Source organism: Bradyrhizobium huanghuaihaiense (assembly GCF_007830635.1).
Taxonomy (GTDB): Bacteria; Pseudomonadota; Alphaproteobacteria; order Rhizobiales; family Xanthobacteraceae; genus Bradyrhizobium; species Bradyrhizobium huanghuaihaiense.
In genome coordinates, this window is sequence record NZ_VLLA01000019.1 from 182,750 (window position 1) to 197,395 (window position 14,646).

Annotated in this window: 17 protein-coding genes; 5 read left to right on the forward strand and 12 right to left on the reverse strand. The window is 65.5% G+C overall.

The features are described 5' to 3' along the window. Positions 1–111: 111 nt before the first annotated feature. Complete coding sequence (locus tag IQ16_RS31205) at positions 112–312, forward strand: hypothetical protein (RefSeq protein ID WP_018646220.1); 201 nt, start codon at positions 112–114, stop codon at positions 310–312. A 280-nt stretch (positions 313–592) separates the two neighbouring features. On the opposite strand, the gene IQ16_RS31210 is transcribed toward IQ16_RS31205, so the two are convergent. The 6 genes from IQ16_RS31210 to fliI all read right to left on the reverse strand — a co-directional run bounded on the left by IQ16_RS31210 (position 593) and on the right by fliI (position 6,835). Beyond that, entirely contained in the window at positions 593–1,813 is a 1,221-nt protein-coding gene (locus IQ16_RS31210; RefSeq protein ID WP_018646221.1) for an NAD(P)/FAD-dependent oxidoreductase, read from the reverse strand. A gap of 118 nt (positions 1,814–1,931) precedes the next feature. Further along, positions 1,932–2,891, reverse strand: a complete 960-nt coding sequence (locus IQ16_RS31215; RefSeq protein WP_018646222.1) for a helix-turn-helix transcriptional regulator — start codon at positions 2,889–2,891, stop codon at positions 1,932–1,934. 249 nt (positions 2,892–3,140) lie between these two features. After that, positions 3,141–4,199 (reverse strand): anti-sigma factor, encoded by a 1,059-nt coding sequence (locus IQ16_RS31220; protein ID WP_018646223.1) that lies wholly within the window; start codon positions 4,197–4,199, stop codon positions 3,141–3,143. A 37-nt stretch (positions 4,200–4,236) separates the two neighbouring features. Then, positions 4,237–4,782 (reverse strand): sigma-70 family RNA polymerase sigma factor, encoded by a 546-nt coding sequence (locus IQ16_RS31225; protein WP_018646224.1) that lies wholly within the window; start codon positions 4,780–4,782, stop codon positions 4,237–4,239. 178 nt (positions 4,783–4,960) lie between these two features. Further along, positions 4,961–5,380 carry a flagellar export protein FliJ gene (gene fliJ, locus IQ16_RS31230; RefSeq protein WP_008562039.1) on the reverse strand — a complete coding sequence of 140 codons (420 nt, stop codon included), beginning with the start codon at positions 5,378–5,380 and terminating at the stop codon, positions 4,961–4,963. A 129-nt stretch (positions 5,381–5,509) separates the two neighbouring features. Beyond that, positions 5,510–6,835: a flagellar protein export ATPase FliI gene (gene fliI / locus IQ16_RS31235; protein WP_018646225.1), complete on the reverse strand. Its 1,326-nt coding sequence runs from the start codon at positions 6,833–6,835 to the stop codon at positions 5,510–5,512. 439 nt (positions 6,836–7,274) lie between these two features. On the opposite strand from fliI, the gene ctrA reads away from it, so the two are divergent. The 4 genes from ctrA to IQ16_RS31255 all read left to right on the forward strand — a co-directional run bounded on the left by ctrA (position 7,275) and on the right by IQ16_RS31255 (position 10,257). After that, entirely contained in the window at positions 7,275–7,976 is a 702-nt protein-coding gene (gene ctrA, locus IQ16_RS31240; protein WP_008138878.1) for a response regulator transcription factor CtrA, read from the forward strand. 312 nt (positions 7,977–8,288) lie between these two features. Then, positions 8,289–8,693 carry a DUF350 domain-containing protein gene (locus tag IQ16_RS31245; RefSeq protein WP_018646226.1) on the forward strand — a complete coding sequence of 135 codons (405 nt, stop codon included), beginning with the start codon at positions 8,289–8,291 and terminating at the stop codon, positions 8,691–8,693. A gap of 1 nt (position 8,694) precedes the next feature. Then, entirely contained in the window at positions 8,695–9,096 is a 402-nt protein-coding gene (locus IQ16_RS46690; RefSeq protein WP_080648145.1) for a hypothetical protein, read from the forward strand. Positions 9,097–9,099: 3 nt separating this feature from the next. Further along, positions 9,100–10,257, forward strand: coding sequence for a glutathionylspermidine synthase family protein (locus IQ16_RS31255; RefSeq protein ID WP_018646227.1), 1,158 nt, complete (start codon positions 9,100–9,102; stop codon positions 10,255–10,257). Between the two features lie 51 nt (positions 10,258–10,308). Here IQ16_RS31255 and IQ16_RS31260 read toward each other — a convergent pair whose 3' ends face one another. The 6 genes from IQ16_RS31260 to IQ16_RS31285 form a co-directional block, all read right to left on the reverse strand. Continuing rightward, entirely contained in the window at positions 10,309–10,734 is a 426-nt protein-coding gene (locus IQ16_RS31260; protein WP_244635928.1) for a hypothetical protein, read from the reverse strand. A 314-nt stretch (positions 10,735–11,048) separates the two neighbouring features. Then, positions 11,049–11,921 carry a CheR family methyltransferase gene (locus IQ16_RS31265; RefSeq protein WP_018646229.1) on the reverse strand — a complete coding sequence of 291 codons (873 nt, stop codon included), beginning with the start codon at positions 11,919–11,921 and terminating at the stop codon, positions 11,049–11,051. Further along, positions 11,918–13,129 carry a protein-glutamate methylesterase/protein-glutamine glutaminase gene (locus IQ16_RS31270; RefSeq protein WP_018646230.1) on the reverse strand — a complete coding sequence of 404 codons (1,212 nt, stop codon included), beginning with the start codon at positions 13,127–13,129 and terminating at the stop codon, positions 11,918–11,920. The genes IQ16_RS31265 and IQ16_RS31270 overlap by 4 nt, the downstream gene beginning before the upstream one ends. Positions 13,130–13,204: 75 nt before the next feature. Continuing rightward, on the reverse strand, positions 13,205–13,570 hold the full coding sequence (locus IQ16_RS31275; RefSeq protein WP_007600538.1) for a response regulator: 366 nt from the start codon (positions 13,568–13,570) through the stop codon (positions 13,205–13,207). Positions 13,571–13,642: 72 nt separating this feature from the next. After that, entirely contained in the window at positions 13,643–14,113 is a 471-nt protein-coding gene (locus tag IQ16_RS31280; RefSeq protein WP_145831942.1) for a chemotaxis protein CheW, read from the reverse strand. Positions 14,114–14,133: 20 nt separating this feature from the next. Beyond that, positions 14,134–14,646 (reverse strand): response regulator (locus IQ16_RS31285; protein ID WP_145831943.1); only part of this gene is annotated, 513 nt, incomplete at its 5' end.

Below are 14,646 nucleotides of genomic sequence, written 5' to 3' on the forward strand. Positions count from 1 at the left end.
ATCGCCCCTTGGGAACGAATCCGCCCAATACTACGTTGTTGGGCACCGGAAGCATGAACCTGCCTCAAACGGCCGGCGACTACTTCGGGTAGGTGGCGGCAGGAGGCTTCCATGAACCACTCGATCTACAGCGCCGATCGCGCGACCCATTTGAAGATTGTGGTCGTCGCCCTCGTCGCAGGGATCGCGGTGGCGGGCTTCGGCATCACGGCACGCTCGGGTTCGGATGAAGGTCTGACCCAGACGGCCCGCGTCATCAAGGCCGGTAAGCCGGTCGTTATCACCAGCTCGAACGCGTCCCTCGTTCGATAAGGAGATCTGACAAGTTTTGTGAATTCACGCGGCTCTTTACCAGCCCCCCAAAGTCGCCACGTGGATATGTAGACGACCCCAACCCCAAGTCGACTACAGAAAGCGCCCGCCCCCCACGGGCGCTTTCTCACGTCTGGGGTATGGCTTTATCGGAATGCTGGCGCATCAGCTCGTCATTGCGAGCGCAGCGAAGCAATCCATACTGTCTCCGCGGAAAGATTCTGGATTGCTTCGCTGCGCTCGCAATGACGGAGCAAGGAGCACGGCCCTCGCCTCCCAACTACCTCGTCCCATACGTCGGCGGCGGCGCCTGCACGATCGGCGCGGCGGCGGCGAACAGATCGTCCTTGCTGCCGTTGAGCGGCGGATAGATGCGCTTGCGGTTGATGGTCTGCTTGGTTGCCTTCGCGGCCGCGCCGGTGGCGCGGACCTCGCGATCCCACCCTTCCGTATAGAGCGCGCCCCAGCTGCCGAGGTCGAGCACGGTCACGTACCAGTCGATCCGCAGCGGCAGCATCGGCTCACCGACAAGATCGGCCACCACATTGTGGCCGGCGAAGCGGCCCATGGGCCGGGCGAACTGACACGACATCACGGTCGGATGCAGCCCGTCGACCACGCTGGAGGCGACGTCGCCGGCCGCGAACACGCCAGGCAGATTCGCAACGCGCAAGAAGGGATCGACCAGCAGGCGCCCGAGGCGATCGCGCGCGCCCGGAAAGTTTTCGGCCAACCGGCTCGCACGCATGCCGGCGCACCAGATCACCGTCTGCGCCGCAATGAACTCGCCCGAGCTGAGGTGAATGCCGGCGGCCTCGATCGAGACGACGCGCGCGCCGAGCCGCGTCTCGACATCGAGTGACGACAAGGCCGTTTCGATGACGAGACGCGCTTGCGCGCCGATGGTAGCGCCGACAGTCGGATTGGGATCGACCAGGATGATGCGGCGGCTGCCGGTGATGCCGGCGCGCGCCAGCCTGTCGGGCATTTCGGCCGCGACCTCGATGCCGGTGAAGCCGGCGCCGACCACGACGACGGTGGATCGCCCCGGCGACGGCGCGCTGCGCCCGAGCGAAATCAGATGATCCTCGAGGCGAAGCGCCGCAGCATAGGTATCGACATCGAAGGCATGGTCGGCAAGGCCCGGAATGTCCGGGCGCATCACCTCGCTGCCGAGCGCGAGCACGAGGCGATCATAGCTCAGCGTCTCCTCCCCGCCGCTCGTGACCAGCGCTATCTTGCGATGCGCCGGATCGATCGACTCGATCTCGCCGAGGCCGTGCGTGACGCCGATCGGATCGAGCAACTGCGCAAGCGGAAGTGCGACCTCGCTGAGGTCGGTCTCGTAATTGCGCACGCGGATGTTGTGATAGGGGTTACGGTCGATGAGACGGATCTCGATGTCACGGCCGCCTACGCCGATCTCGTCGCGCTTGCGCGCGGCGCCGATGGCCGCCCACAGACCCGCAAACCCGGCGCCGAGCACGACGATACGCGCCATGTCCGCCTACTCGCACTTTCCAAAGAGACCCTGCGGCCTGCCCGCGCGGCTAGATATAGCCCATTCGTCAGGATCGACCAACTGCGGCGGCGCCGGGCCGCTGCACAAAACGTGGGCCTCACGCCTCGCGCAGTTCCGACGGCGTCGCGCCAAAGCGCTTGCGGAAGGCGCGGTTGAAATAGGAGAGGTCGGAGAAGCCCGAGGAATGCGCGATGTCGCTGATCTTGCGCGCCCTCGCACGGGGATCGCTGAGCTGCTTACGCGCCAGCAAGAGGCGCTGCTCCAGCACGAATTCGGTGAAGGTGGTGCCGGCCTGCTCGAACAGGCGCTGCGCCTGGCGCGGGCTGAGCCCCGAGCGCGTCGCGACTTCGGCGAGGCAGAGATCGTTGCGGCCGAGCGCGGCCATCACGTCGGCCTGCATCAGGTCAAGGCGGGCCGCCGCGTGCCCGCGCCCGCGCGCGAGGCTTGCATGCTCGGCATCGGTGCCGAGCAGGAGGCCGACGAGATCGACCATGTGCTGCGCGGTCAGGCGCTGGCCGACGGCGTCGAGATGCGGCGCGTGATTGGCGGCGAGCGCATGGTAGCGGAAGATGGTCTCGGCGACCGCGCCGTCGGAGAGCACTTGCGAGAGCTTCTCCTCGGCGCGCGGATTGATGTCCAGCAGCGCGCGGCGCGGCATGCGGATGGTGGTGAAGCGATCCTCATCGGTGTGGCCGACGGTGCCGGTGATGCCCATGTCGACGAGCACCATCTGCGCGGGCGCGAGCTCCACGGTGTGGCCGTTCTGCCCGACGCGGACGAGGCCCGCATGTGCCGCGATCAGCACGAGATCGTCGCTGCCATCGGCAAGGTGGCTCTGCGTGCGCGAATATTGCGCGGAGGCGCCTTCGGGAATGGCCAGCACGATATTGTCGACCACGCTGACCTGGAGCCGGCAATCGATGCTGTCGCCCTGGCTCGGCCCGATATCGAGGCCGCAGGCCCCGACGGCCCGCTCGCGCCAATGCTCGAAGGCCGCACCCTGCGGCAGGCCTGCATATTGGTGAATGAAGATGCCCGGCGTTTTCGCTGCATCCATCTGATGTCTCGCCCCTCTTCGGCACAATGATCGGCCGCGCCGACTGCAAATTCCGGGGATTTGACGCGGCGAATTGCGGGGAGGTTCAAACCGGGATGGGATTTGGCCGGACTTGTCGAAATGCGACGAGCCTGCGGACGGAGGCGACAGTAGCGCGGTCTCGTAGCCCGGATGAGCGAAGCGACATGCGGGACCACTGTCCCCGGATATCGCTTCGCTCATCCGGGCTACGGTACCGCTACGACGCCCCTACTTCTTCGCGGGTGCTTGCGGCTGCGCCGGCGGCACGGTCTCGATCAGCTTGCCGGAAAACACCGGCGCCGAGGTCGGCTGGCCGCTCTGCGAGCCGCCGGCCTGCTCGATGGTGACGGCATAGGTCGCGCCGTTGACGAGGTCGGCGTCGTAGCCGGCGAGCAGCGGACGCGCGGTGAACTCGCCTTGGCCGATCACGCCGAGCGAGCGCGGGCGCGGCAGCTTGTCGGAGATCAGCCAGAGCTCGAAACTCTTGCCGGGCTCCGGCGTCGCGCCGACCTTGCGCACGGTGAAGTTTCGCGTTGCGCCGTCGATGGTGAGGATGAAGGCCGGGCCGCCGCCCTGGCCCTGCAGCAGCGCGACATATTGCGCGGACGCGGCGAGCGGTGCCGGTGCCTTGACCTCGACCGTCTGGATGCGCGGTGCCGGACGCAGCGCGCCCGGCAGCGCGTCGGGCTGGAAGATCTGAAGCGACAGCGTCACCAGCAGCGCGGCCGCGAGCGCGCCGACGGCGGATGCGATGGTGCGCCAGCGCTTCACGCGGCCTTCGAGCCGGATCACGTTGGAGTTGTCGGCGACCGGCGGCGGTGGTGCATGCACCACGTCCGGATCGGGCGCATGGACCTGCGGCATGAAGATCGGCACGACGTCGGACAGCGCATCGGAGCCCGGTCGCGCCGCCTCCGGCGGCTCCACTGCGGAAGGCTGCGGCTCGGCCGGCGGCGTGCTATCCGAAGGCGGCGGCAACACGGCGTCAAACGGGGAGGCTTCCGGCAGAGGTGCTGGAGGCGGCGATGCTTCAGACGGCGCGGGCGTCGCCTGTGCAAAGTCGGTCCGCGCGAGCTCGGCCCTGATGTTCTCCCACACGATCGGACGCGGCTCGATCGTGCCGACCATCTGGTTGAGGACGCCGAGCCGGTAGGACCAGGCCTGCACGATTTCGGCGAACGCCTGGTCCACCGCCATCATGGTCTCGACCTGCGCGCGCTCGTCGGCGTCGAGGGTGCCGAGCGCATATTCCGCGGCGAGCGCGATATGGTCCTCCGTGTAGGCCATCAATTACAGTCCAGAACCTTCCTCGTCGTCCGGGCCATCACAATCCGAGGCACTCCCGGATACCCAGCATGCTGCGCCGCAGCCACGTCTTCACCGTGTTGACGGGCGCTGCAAATTTCTCCGCCAATTGCTCGCGGCTCCAGCCGTTGTAATAGGCGAGCAGCACGAGCTTCTGACGGTCGGGCTCGAGCCGGCCGATGCATTCCAGGAGCCGCTTCAGCTCCTCGGTCATCTCCCGGCGCGCCAGAGGATCGGGACTGTCGGCCGCAACCTCCATCGCCTGAGGCTCTTCCTCGATGGAGGCTTCCGACTTCTTGCGCACGATGTCGATCGCCCGGTTGCGCGCGATCGACGCCATCCACGTGATCGGCGACGAGAGCGCCGGGTTGAATTGGCCGGCGCCGTTCCAGATCTTGACGTAGGTCTCCTGAATGACCTCCTCTGCGAGATCCTGCCGACGCAAGATACGGAGCACGACGCCATAGAGTTTCGCGCGGGTGGCGACGTAGAGACGCTCGAACGCGGCCTGATCGCCCCTGGCGACCGCCTCGATCAGCCCGACCAGCTCTGCTGGCGTCAGCATTCAGCCCCCCAACACGTGGGCCTTCGCGTTCCGCGCAGGCCCCGGCACTTCGCTACCATAGCGCGCGGCAAAGCCGACCACCAAGGGGCGTGGCGCCGCGCTGTGGACAGCCCATGCGAAAACCCGGACCTTGCGGGTCCGGGTTTGGCAAATTCTCGGCAGGTTTGTGGCTAGCGCGTCAGGCGACGGCGCCGATGCGGGCGCGCATCAGGCCGATGCTGTCGAGGTCGGCCTGCTCGCGGGCGTTCTCCTCGGCGCGTTCGCGGGCCTGGTCGCGCTCGTCGAGGAGCTCGACCTTCTTCAGCTCCTCGAAGGCCTCGGCCAAAGCGGCCTTGGCTTCGTCGAGCTGGCCCTTGAGCTCGTCGGCCGAGCGGGTCAGGTTCTCGCGGCGCTGGATCGCGGCCTTGGCGTAGGTCGGATAGGCGAAATGCGAGGGATCGTTGATCCCGGCACGGTCCTGCTCGGTCTGGATCTCGCGTTCGAGATCGACCGACATCCGCTGGAAGTCGGCGATCATGGTCTCGATCTGGGTGACCCGGCGGCGCTTCTCATCGACCTGGAACTTCTTCAGGCGGATGAGGGTATCACGTGACTTCATCGACTCGTACTCCCCAGAAGTCCCCTAGCTGCAAGACACACATTGGGACGGCACCGGTCTCCCCACAGGCCCGATGAGGGCCAAGACCGGCTCTGCTACTCTGTGGGATCGGATGATGAACTGACAAAGTTAGCGTTCCGTTTCCAAATTGCCGAGGATTTGCGCCAACTGCCGATAGCCGTCCGCCAGTGAGGCATTTTCGTCCTTGCGCTGCCGCAAGAACGCTTCCAGCGGCTCGTGCAGCCGGATCGCCTCGTCCACCTCGGGGCTGGAGCCGGCCCGGTAGGCGCCCAGCCGGATCAATTCCTCCATGTCGGCATAGGTCGCCATCACCGCCCGCGCCTTCTGGATGGTCGGCCAGAACTGCGGGTCGGCCGATTTCGGCATGGTGCGGGAGACGGATTTGAGGATGTTGATCGCGGGGTAGCGGCCGCGCTCGGCGATCGAGCGCTGCATCACGATATGGCCGTCGAGGATGCCGCGGACGGCGTCCGCGATCGGCTCGTTGTGGTCGTCGCCGTCGACCAGCACGGTGAAGATGGCGGTGATGGCGCCTTCGCCCAGGCCCGGCCCCGCCCGCTCCAAGAGCTTCGGCAGCTCGGTGAACACGGTCGGCGTATAGCCCTTGGCGGTCGGCGGCTCGCCGGCGGACAGGCCGATCTCGCGCTGGGCCATGGCAAAGCGCGTCACCGAGTCCATCAGGCAGAGCACGTCCTGGTCCTCGTCGCGGAAATACTCGGCGACCGCGAGCGTCAGATACGCGGCCTGGCGGCGCATCAGCGCCGGCTCGTCGGAGGTTGCGACCACGACGACGGAGCGAGCGAGGCCCTCCTCGCCGAGATCGTCCTGCAGGAATTCCTGCACCTCGCGGCCGCGTTCGCCGATCAGCCCGATGACGCTGACGGCGGCATCGACGTTGCGCGCGAGCATCGACAGCAGCACCGATTTGCCGACGCCGGAGCCCGCGAAAATGCCCATGCGCTGGCCGCGGCAGCAGGTGAGGAAGGTGTTCATCGCGCGCACGCCGAGATCGAGCGGCGCGCCGACGCGCTTCCTGGAATGCGCCGGCGGCGGCGTATTGCGGAACGGCATCGGCGAAGACCCCTGCGGCAGCGGCCCCTTGCCGTCGATCGGCTCGCCAAGCGCATTGACGACACGACCGAGCCAGGCCGACGAGGGCCGCACCTGGTTGGCGGCATTGGCGATGACGGCCTTGCAGCCGCGGCGCACGCCGTCGAGCCCGGCGAACGGCATCACCACGGCGTTGTTGCCGGAGAAGCCGATCACCTCGCAGGGGATGGAACGATTGGCGCCGGTTTCGATCACGAGCCGCGCACCCACCGACATCGCATGGATGGGACCTGCCACCTCGACCATCAGGCCGCGCACGCCGACCACACGGCCATAGATGTTGACGCCGTCGATGTCGCCGATCTGTTCGGCAAGAGCCTTCATAGGGGGCGCGCCTTCATAAGAGATGAGAGGGCCGACATGAGGTGACCGCCGTCGTGCTCCGGGCCTTCACGGTGAAACTCTTAAGTTTCGCCATATTTCTGAACGGCGCTTAACTCCGTGTTTACCCGCATCATTAATCATTGCGTCACTGTCTTTGTGACTGAGCGCGCCTCCCCTTCAGAAGAAGGCTGAGTCGCGGGAGTCGGTTAGGCCCGTCTCTTAAAGTGGAGCTTGAACAGATCGGGGTAACGAAAGCTGCTTCCAGCGCAAGACCTTAGGGCGATTCGACAAAAATTGCACCGGGGGGACTTGCGTTCCAGAATCAGAGTTTGTTAACCATCTGTTGTCAGGATCCGAATCAGTTGTTCAAAGGCGTTTTGTTGAGTGCCGCGAATGCGGCCGACCTGACGCCCAGGAGCGGCGACTATGGGGAACTGGCATGCGCGTTTTGCTGATTGAAGATGACAGCGCCGTCGCGCAGTCGATCGAGCTGATGCTGAAGTCTGAGAGCTTCAACGTCTACACGACCGATTTGGGGGAAGAAGGCGTCGATCTCGGTAAACTTTACGATTACGACATTATTCTCCTCGACCTCAACCTGCCCGACATGTCCGGCTACGACGTGCTCAAGCAGCTCCGGGTCTCCAAGATCAAGACACCGATTCTGATCCTCTCCGGCCTCGCCGGCATCGAGGACAAGGTCAAGGGTCTCGGCGTCGGCGCCGACGACTACATGACCAAGCCCTTCCACAAGGACGAGCTGGTGGCCCGCATCCACGCGATCGTGCGCCGCTCCAAGGGCCATGCCCAGTCGGTCATCCAGACCGGCGACCTCGTCGTCAACCTCGACACCAAGACGGTCGAAGTCGGCGGCCAGCGCGTGCATCTGACCGGCAAGGAATATCAGATGCTGGAGCTGCTTTCGCTCCGCAAGGGCACGACCCTCACCAAGGAAATGTTCCTCAACCACCTCTATGGCGGCATGGACGAGCCCGAGCTGAAGATCATCGACGTCTTCATCTGCAAGCTCCGCAAGAAGCTCGCCAACGCCTCCGAAGGCCGCAACTTCATCGAGACCGTGTGGGGCCGCGGCTACGTGCTGCGCGAGCCGCACGAGCACGAAGAGCGCATCCCCGCCTGATCTCAGGGTTACGTCGCAAGCCCCCGGGGCTTGCTCCTCCCAGCCTGGACCCCGCCGCAAATGGCGGGGTTTTCGTTTTTGGGGACGTCTTCTCCCTCTCCCGCTTGCGGGAGAGGCTCGGGGTGCGGGTGTCTCCGCATCGGGACAGTCCCCGTGTGGAGAGAGCCCCCACCCGCTGCGCTCGCGCGCAGCGACCTCCCCCGCAAGCGGGAGAGGTTGCACCGACCGTGCCGACTACGGCTTCACCCACCTCTAACGTTGAACCGCTATGCTTCTCCCGCCGACGAATGGTCGCTGCACGATGGGGGAACGATGATCCTGCAATCACTCGCCGGCCTGCCCGCCTTCCTGGTCTATTTCTGCACCGGCCTGATCGCAATCGTGGCGTATCTGTTCGTCTATACCCGCATCACCCCCTACAATGAGTTCCAGCTGATCCGCGACAACGAGCCGGCTGCCGCGATCGCGCTCGGCCTCAGCCTGCTCGGCTTCGTCGCGCCGCTGGTCAGCGCCATCGCGCATTCGGCCAATGTGCTGGACTGCCTGATCTGGGCAACGATCGCGCTGATCGTCCAGGTCATCGTGTTCTTTCTCGTCAGGGTGCCGGTGCCGAACCTGTCGGCGCGGATCGCCGCCGGCGAGCTTGCGCCCGCCATCTGGCTCGGGCTGTCGTCGCTCGCCGCGGGCCTCCTCAACGCCGCCTGCATGATCTACTGAGATGGCCGACAAACCCTCCAGCAAGCAGTTCGGCAAGCGCCGGCCACCTCCCGAGCCGCCGCCTTCCCGACCGCCGGTGAAGCGCTCCGGTCACGTCGCTCTCCTCGTGATGGGCACGATCGGGGTCGGCACCACCGCCTACACGCTGATGCCGCGGCAGACTTGCGAGCCCCCTCCTCCCGGGACGGATCCGACGGTGCAGACCAGCACCGCATGCAGTAGCAGCAGCAGAAGCAGCTCTTCGGGCGGCAGCGGCGGCTCGGGCTCATCGTCGCGATCGAGCTTCTTCAGCAGCGATTCCTCGAGCCACTCCTCGTCAAGCACGTCGTCCGACTCGGGCCACAGCAGCGTGAGCCGCGGCGGCTTCGGCTCGTTCGGTCATGGCTTCTCGGGCGGCGGTTGATCCATGCAACGCATCACCTGTCTCGAACGCGACGACTGGCGGGAGACCGCGGCGCAATGCGGCTTCGTCTTCCACACCAATGGCGGCGACCGCTATTGGGACGAGCGCGCCTACTACGCCTTCACGCTCGACGAGATCGAGCGCGGCATCGAAACGCCGACCGGCGAGATCGACGCGATGTGCCTGGAGCTTGCCGGCCGCGTCATCGGCGACGAGCGGCACCTGCGGCGCCTGAAGATTCCGGAGGCGTTCTGGAGCCTGATCGCCGAGAGCTGGGCGCGCGACGACCGCAGCCTCTACGGTCGGCTCGACCTGAAGTTCGACGGCAAGGAGCGGGCAAAGCTGCTCGAATACAACGCGGATACGCCGACCTCGATCTTCGAGGCCGCCGTGTTCCAATGGACCTGGCTCGAACAGGCAATCGAGCGCCGCATCATTCCCTCGCGCGCCGATCAGTTCAACTCGATCCACGAGCGCCTGATCGCGGCATGGAAGACGATCGCCGCCGGCCACCTGCATCTCACCGGCACGACAGGCAATGACGAGGACGCCGGCACGCTCGCCTATCTCGAAGACACTGCGCGCCAGGCCGGACTCTCGACCACGCTGCTCGACATCGAGCAGGTCGGCTGGCGCGATGAGGGCGGCGGCTTCGTCGATCTCGACGATGCCGACATCGCGCTCGCCTTCAAGCTCTATCCCTGGGAATGGATGTTCCAGGACGCCTTCGGCGCAAAGCTCGAGAAGGCCCCGACGCGCTGGATCGAGCCGCCATGGAAGGCGGTGCTCTCCAACAAGGGCATTTTGCCGCTGCTCTGGGAGATGTTTCCGAACCATCCCAATCTGCTGCCGGCCTTCTTCGAGGACGACGCGCGGGCGGCGGAGCTCGGCACGTCGTATGTCCGCAAGCCGCTGCTGTCGCGCGAAGGCGCCAATGTCACGCTGATGTCGGGCGGCACGCCGCTCGACGAGCAGGCGGGCCCCTATGGCGCTGAAGGTTTCATACGGCAGGCGTTGGCACCGCTGCCGAATTTTTCAGGCTTCTATCCGGTGATCGGAAGCTGGCTGGTGGACCATGAGCCGTGCGGCTTGTCGATCCGCGAGGACGAAAGCCCGATCACGGGCAACAGCTCGCGGTTTCTACCGCATGCGATTTTGTGAAATGCGCTCGCGGCCTTTATTGGCGAGGGACGCGAGCGCGAAGGTGCAGACCTAAGGTGTCTTGACGATAAATCTTCCGTCATACAGGCCCGCGCCCTTGAACCCGCTTTGCACGCTCTCGAAGCCGCCTGTGCCCGTCGCGTTTGCGTACGTCCCGGTGCCCGACAGGATCGTATATTCGCCCTTTGCCTTTCCGTCCTTCACCGCGCCGGTATAGCGCGCCGTGATCGAAGAACCATCATCGAACGTGTAGGTACTGTAGCCGAACATCGGTCCTGAGCCCTTGAGCAAGTCGGAGGAATTGACGAAGTCCTTCACGGCAATGCGGCCGTCCTTGAAGAAGGCAACGCCGAACATCTTGCCGGACATGACCATCTGACCTTCGACATTCGCGACCTCGGTGACCTTGACGTCCACTGGCTTCGTGACGAGCTTGAATTCGAGCACTTGCTCGCCGGCGCGAGCAGTCGCCGGCAACGAAATCGCGATCAATAAAAAGTACGAGGCACAAGACATTCGCATGGTATGTCCTCCTCAAATTCGTTCAGGATGGAATGGAATCCCGCCTTGGTTGAGCGGAACCATCGGCAGCATAGCACAACCTTCAAATGCTCATCAGCGCCGCGATCATGCTGCATCGCGGCGCAATCGGTGTTGCGCGGTAGCGGAGTAATTCGCGAGCGCTCAAATGCTCGTGCAGAGTCGCGCACGATGACGGAAGATATCTCGTCAGATTTTGCCGATCGTCCACAACGATGGCGCTCTCGCAGAGCGCCCGCCGTTCGGCCACTTCACCTCGCGGCGGCAACCTTCAGCGGCTGCGGCATCAGGCCGCCCATCGCGCGACCGGAGCGTGCCGGGTTGAGCTGATAGAGGCCGCGGCGCTCGGTGATCGGACGGAATGCGTCGGTGATGCCGACGACGGATTCGGCAGCCCCGAGCAGCAGCGTGCCGTCGGCCTCCATCGCCTTCGCCATGCGCTCGAAGATCACGGCCTTGGTGTCCTGATCGAAATAGATCAGCACGTTGCGGCAGAAGATCACGTCGAACGTGCCGAGATGGGAGAAGTCCTGCAGCAGGTTGAGCTGGCGGAACTGCACCATGGCGCGAATGTCGGCGTTGAGCTGCCAGAGCTCGCCGACTTGCGTGAAGTATTTCATCAATTGCTGGATCGGCAGGCCGCGCTGCACCTCGAACTGGCTGTAGACGCCGGCCTTGGATTTCTCCAGCACCTCCTGCGACAGATCGGTGGCGACGATCTCGATGCGCCAGCCGGCGAGAGCCGCCCCCATCTCCTTCACGCACATCGCGATCGAGTAGGGCTCCTGCCCGGTCGACGAGGCCGCCGACCAGATGCGGATCGACTTGCGCGCGGCGCGGGCCTGGATCAGGCCGGGCAAGATCGTCTCGCGCAGATGATCGAATGGAATCTTGTCGCGGTAGAAGAAGGTCTCGTTGGTGGTCATGGCTTCGACCACGTCGGTCGCAAGCCGGCCGTCGCCGTTCCTGATCTTGAGCACGAGATCGGGAATGCCGGGAAGACTTGCCTTGCGGGCGAGCGGCAGCAACCGGCTCTCGACCAGATATTGCTTGTCGGGCGAGAGATCGAGACCCGAGCGCTCTTTCAGGAACTTGCGCAGATAATCGTAGTCCGTCGGGGTCACGAGCGGTCTCCCGCGAACAGGCGGTTGACCTTGGCGCCGATCTGGTTGAGCGGCAGGATCGCCGCGCAGATGCCGGCATTGGCGGCCGCGCCCGGCATGCCCCAGACCACGCTGGAGGCTTCGTCCTGCGCAATCACGCTGCCGCCGGCCGCGACGATGTCTTTGCCGCCGCGCATGCCGTCCGAGCCCATGCCCGTCAGGATCACCGAGAGGATGGCGCCGTGCCAGATGTCGATGGCGGAGGTGAAGAGCGGATCGACCGCGGGCTTGCAGAAATTGACGGCGGGCCCGTCGTCGAGCGCGATCACCGTGTCTGCGCCGCTGCGTGCGAGGCGCATGTGCTTGCCGCCGGGCGCAAGGTAGATGCGTCCCGGCTTCACCGGCTCGCCGTCAACCGCCTCGGCGGCCGGGCGGCGGCTCGAACGCGCCAGATGCTCGGCAAGAATGGTGGTGAAGGTCGGCGGCATGTGCTGGGTGATCAGCACCGGGAAGCGGTCGATCACAGGCCCGAGCTCGGTGACGAGCGCCATCAGCGCCTGCGGACCGCCGGTCGAGGAGCCGATCAGCAGCACCTTCGGAGCCTGGGTCGAGAACGGGCGCGTCGACAGCACTCCTGTCGACGGAGCATGCAAGGCCGGAGCGGGTGCAGGCGCGACAGGCCGCGCGATGGCCGGTGCGCGCGCAGCCGGGGCAGTCGGAGCAGCAGGGCTCGCCGGCGCGAGCGGCGGGCTCGCGACCGCAGGCTTGCGGCGCAGCCGCGCACCGAGATGGCGGATCTTCTGGATCAGGTCGTGATGAAAGGTATCGGCGGCCGACGCCTCGCGCGTCGATTCCGGCTTCGGAATGTAGTCGGCCGCGCCGAGCGACAGCGCCTTGAAGCTGATCTCCGCATTGCGGCGTGTCAGCGTCGAGGCCATGATGATGACGAGATCGCGCTTCTTCGCCAGCAATTTCGGCAGCGCCGAGATGCCGTCGAGCTCGGGCATTTCGATGTCGAGCACGGCAACGTCAGGGTTGATGCGTTCGAGCTGGTTGACCGCCTCGAGCCCGGTGCGCAAGGACGCAGCGACCTCCATGTCGTGCTCGGCGCCGATCCAGCGCGAGATCAGACCGCGGATGACGACGGAGTCGTCGACGATCATCACCCGCAGCGGCCCGGCTTCGCGCGACGTGCCCGTGGTCGAATTACCTGCGAACGCAACACTCATTACTCACCAACTCAGACTGAAACGGTTCAGTTGAAAACAATCGCCGAAGGATCCGTTCAGCCTCCGGACGTTCGCTCAGATAAGTCCGACTTCCTGGAACTTCGCCGTCACGATGTCCTTGTCGAACGGCTTCATGATGTACTCGTTGGCGCCGGCGTGCAGCGCACGCGCGATGTGCGCGACGTCGTTCTCGGTGGTGCAGAACACCACCTTGGGCTGGTCGCCGCCGGGCATGCGGCGGAGATGGCCGAGGAACTCGTAGCCATCCATGACCGGCATGTTCCAGTCGAGCAGCACCGCGTCGGGCAGGCCGCGCTTACAGGCCTCCAGCGCCTTCTCACCGTCCTCGGCTTCGAGGATCTGGAAGTCGAGGCCCTCCAGGATCCGGCGCGCAACCTTGCGGATGACGCTGGAATCATCAACGACGAGACAAGTTCGCATGTGAACCTCTGCTTCCTATCCCCTTGCGGGGACACTTCCAATTACTGGCACGTCGGCGGCAATGCCGCCGTATCAAGCCGCCATCATCTCGGGCGCGAGCTCGAGGACGCGATCGACGTCGAGCACGACCATGAGCTGGCCGTCGAGGCGGTGGACGCCGCCGGCGAGCTTGGCCATGCGGGGATCGAGGTTGACGGGGTTCTCTTCCATGCCGGCCTCGGGCAGGCGCAGCACCTCGCCGATCTGGTCGATCAAGAGGCCATAGGATTCACCGCGCAAATCGACGCCGACCGCCATCGGGGTCTTGCCGTCCTCGTCCCTGGGCAGGCCGAGACGCGAGCGCATGTCGACCACGGTGACGATGCGGCCGCGCAGGTTCAGGACGCCCGCGATCTCGCGCGAGGACAACGGCACGCGGGTGACGCGCTCGGGCATGAACACGTCCTGCACGCGGGAGATCGGCAGGCCGAACAGCTGGCCGCCGATCATCGCGGTGACGTATTCGACCATGGCGCCTTCGCTGGATTGGGTCTTGCTGCTCATCTCGTGTCTCCTCGTCCCCCTTAGGCCGCGGCCCGGCTCAGCTCGGAGGCGCCGGCGGCGCCCGCGGTCTGCTCCTTCAGCGCCGCGATCAGACCGGGACGGTCGAACTTGGCGACATAATCGTGGAAGCCGGCCTGCCGGCCGCGCTCGATCGCCGCCGGCGACACCAGCGCCGAGAGACCGATGATCGGCGTCGCGGCAAGGTTGTTGTCGGAGCGAATGGTCTCGGCGAACTCGAACCCGTTCATGTCGGGCATCTCGATGTCGGTCAGGATCACGTCGAAGTTTTGCGCGCGCAATGCCGCCAAGCCTTCCTGCGCGGTCGGCGCGGTACGGACGCGGTAGCCGGCGGCCTTCAGCACCGGCGCCAGCATGTTGCGGAAGAACGCAGAGTCGTCGACCAGCAGCACCGACTGCGAATGCATCGACGGCTTCATCTCCTTGCGGGTGAACCAGTCGGCGAACGCCATCGGCAGGAAGTGGCCGACGTCGATCACCTCGGTGGCCTGGCCCTTGATCACGGCCGAGCCCAG

Bases quoted from the DNA above. Each gene is read 5' to 3' on its own strand.
- IQ16_RS31205 (WP_018646220.1), top strand. From the start codon at position 112: ATGAACCACTCGATCTACAGCGCCGATCGCGCGACCCATTTGAAGATT.
- IQ16_RS31210 (WP_018646221.1), bottom strand. From the start codon at position 1,813: ATGGCGCGTATCGTCGTGCTCGGCGCCGGGTTTGCGGGTCTGTGGGCG.
- IQ16_RS31215 (WP_018646222.1), bottom strand. From the start codon at position 2,891: ATGGATGCAGCGAAAACGCCGGGCATCTTCATTCACCAATATGCAGGC.
- IQ16_RS31220 (WP_018646223.1), bottom strand. From the start codon at position 4,199: ATGGCCTACACGGAGGACCATATCGCGCTCGCCGCGGAATATGCGCTC.
- IQ16_RS31225 (WP_018646224.1), bottom strand. From the start codon at position 4,782: ATGCTGACGCCAGCAGAGCTGGTCGGGCTGATCGAGGCGGTCGCCAGG.
- fliJ (WP_008562039.1), bottom strand. From the start codon at position 5,380: ATGAAGTCACGTGATACCCTCATCCGCCTGAAGAAGTTCCAGGTCGAT.
- fliI (WP_018646225.1), bottom strand. From the start codon at position 6,835: ATGAAGGCTCTTGCCGAACAGATCGGCGACATCGACGGCGTCAACATC.
- ctrA (WP_008138878.1), top strand. From the start codon at position 7,275: ATGCGCGTTTTGCTGATTGAAGATGACAGCGCCGTCGCGCAGTCGATC.
- IQ16_RS31245 (WP_018646226.1), top strand. From the start codon at position 8,289: ATGATCCTGCAATCACTCGCCGGCCTGCCCGCCTTCCTGGTCTATTTC.
- IQ16_RS46690 (WP_080648145.1), top strand. From the start codon at position 8,695: ATGGCCGACAAACCCTCCAGCAAGCAGTTCGGCAAGCGCCGGCCACCT.
- IQ16_RS31255 (WP_018646227.1), top strand. From the start codon at position 9,100: ATGCAACGCATCACCTGTCTCGAACGCGACGACTGGCGGGAGACCGCG.
- IQ16_RS31270 (WP_018646230.1), bottom strand. From the start codon at position 13,129: ATGAGTGTTGCGTTCGCAGGTAATTCGACCACGGGCACGTCGCGCGAA.
- IQ16_RS31275 (WP_007600538.1), bottom strand. From the start codon at position 13,570: ATGCGAACTTGTCTCGTCGTTGATGATTCCAGCGTCATCCGCAAGGTT.
- IQ16_RS31280 (WP_145831942.1), bottom strand. From the start codon at position 14,113: ATGAGCAGCAAGACCCAATCCAGCGAAGGCGCCATGGTCGAATACGTC.